Origin of the sequence: Novipirellula sp., assembly GCF_041583735.1 — a bacterium.
In the GTDB taxonomy this organism is placed as follows: Bacteria; Planctomycetota; Planctomycetia; order Pirellulales; family Pirellulaceae; genus Novipirellula.
Genome location: NZ_JBFHFD010000948.1, coordinates 1 through 2,314, shown reverse-complemented (window position 1 = coordinate 2,314; position 2,314 = coordinate 1). Strand labels below are relative to the sequence as shown.

At 55.6% G+C, this 2,314-nt stretch carries 1 protein-coding gene; it reads left to right on the top strand.

Annotated elements, in window-relative coordinates:
* Window positions 1–165 precede the first annotated feature (165 nt).
* Window positions 166–2,314: aconitate hydratase AcnA (gene acnA, locus ABX962_RS34910; protein ID WP_372726271.1), on the top strand; the 2,149-nt coding region annotated here is incomplete at its 3' end.

The window sequence follows — 2,314 nt, the reverse complement described above, 5'->3', positions numbered from 1 at the left end:
CATTTCGCTAAACGGAACGCCCCAGCACGCTGGATTTTGCCAATGCTGCGTGCAAGTCGTTCCCCCAATTGACTCCTTACAGACAACGGGGCATTGGATCGTTAAACTGTTGCCATCGGTTAATAATGCATATTTTTTAAGTCCACTTTGCTAGAGAATCCTGCTGTGAATTTCGATCCATTCGGCGCACGCGATCAATTTGACACTGGCCACGGAACAGCGACGATTTATCGTCTCAGCAAGCTCGAGGAAGCTGGGTTAGGCGAAATCAGCCGTCTGCCATTTTCCATCCGAGTTTTGTTGGAGGCAGTTTTGCGAAACTGTGACGACTTTCTCGTCACTCAGCAGGACGTCAAGAACTTGGCCGCTTGGGACGCCGCTTCGCCCGCCAAACAAGAAGTCCCCTTCAAACCGTACCGCGTTGTCTTGCAAGACTTTACCGGCGTTCCTGCGATCGTCGACTTGGCGGCGATGCGTTCGGCGATGGAGCGAATTGGTGGCGATCCGAACAAGATCAACCCGCTGATTCCCGTTGACTTGGTGATCGACCACTCGGTGCAAGTCGACTTTTTCGGTACCGACGGGGCACTCGCCCAAAACGTCGAACGTGAATTCGAGCGTAACCGCGAACGCTACGAATTCCTGCGTTGGGGTCAGAAAGCATTCGACAATTTCCGCGTCGTTCCGCCGAACGTGGGCATCGTCCACCAAGTCAATCTCGAATACTTGGCCAGCGTTGTCGCGCTCAAAGAGACCGACGAAGGCCCGGTTGCGATGCCCGACACCCTCGTCGGCACCGACAGCCACACCACGATGATCAACGGACTCGGCGTACTGGGTTGGGGCGTTGGCGGTATCGAAGCCGAAGCCAACATGCTCGGCCAACCCCTTTACATGTTGATGCCCGAGGTGATCGGATTCGAATTGACCGGAGCACTTCCGCAAGGCGCAACCGCAACCGACATGGTTTTGCGAGTGGTTGAAATTTTGCGTGAAGAGGGCGTGGTCGGTAAGTTTGTCGAATTCTTCGGAACCGGGATGAACAAGATGAGCGTGGCGGACCGCGCCACGATCGCCAACATGGCTCCCGAGTACGGTGCAACGATGGGCTTTTTCCCTGTCGATCAAGTCACGCTCGAATACATGCGTCAAACCGGTCGCAGCGAGCAACAGATCGCGTTGGTGGAAAGCTATTGCAAAGAACAAGGTTTGTTCCGTACCGATGATGGCCCGGAACTGAACTACACCAAGAAGCTGTCATTGGATCTCGGTACGGTCGAACCAAGCTTGGCAGGTCCGAAACGCCCCCAAGACCGAATCACGCTAAAGGACATGAAAAAGTCCTTCGAAAAATCGCTGACCGCTCCGGTTGGCAAAACGGGATTTGGACTCGATTCGGATGCACTCAAACGCACCGGAAAAGTGGAAAACAACGGCGACAGCAGCGAAATTACTCACGGTGCTGTGGTGATTGCCGCAATCACGTCGTGCACCAACACCAGCAACCCATCGGTCATGATCGGTGCGGGTTTGCTGGCCCAAAAAGCTGCCGAGCGTGGATTGACGGTGCCATCGCACGTCAAAACCAGCTTGGCACCTGGTTCTCGCGTGGTCACCGAATATTTGGACAAAGCGAACCTCACCGACAGCCTGCGGACGCTCGGTTTCCACACGGTCGGCTACGGCTGCACGACCTGTATCGGAAACAGTGGTCCGCTTCCCGAACCCGTTGCGGCGGCGATCAAATCGGGTGACTTGGTGGCCTCGGCCGTACTCAGTGGCAACCGCAATTTCGAAGGCCGCGTCAACCCGCTAACCAAGGCGAATTATCTGGCGAGCCCTCCTTTGGTCGTGGCATACGCGTTGGCCGGAACGACCGACATCGATTTGTTAACTGAACCGCTCGGACAAGACCAATCGGGCAACGATGTCTTCTTGAAAGACATTTGGCCTTCGAACGAAGAAATCCGCGAAACCATGGCGACGTCGATTGATCCATCGATGTTCACCGAGCAATACGAGGCCTCGGTGACAGGCAACGAATTGTGGAATGCCATCGATGTTTCGGGCGGAGCGTTGTACCCGTGGGACGAAAACAGCACTTACATTCACCATCCTCCGTTCCTCGATTCGGTGACCGCCGAAGCCGTGCCGGACATCGCACCGATCAAGGGTGCTCGCGTGTTGGCGCTGCTTGGCGATTCGGTCACGACGGACCACATTTCTCCCGCCGGTGCGATCGCATCGGATGGACCTGCCGGCCGATTCTTGAAGGATTCGGGCGTCGAAGTGCGTGAATTTAACAGCTTCGGAT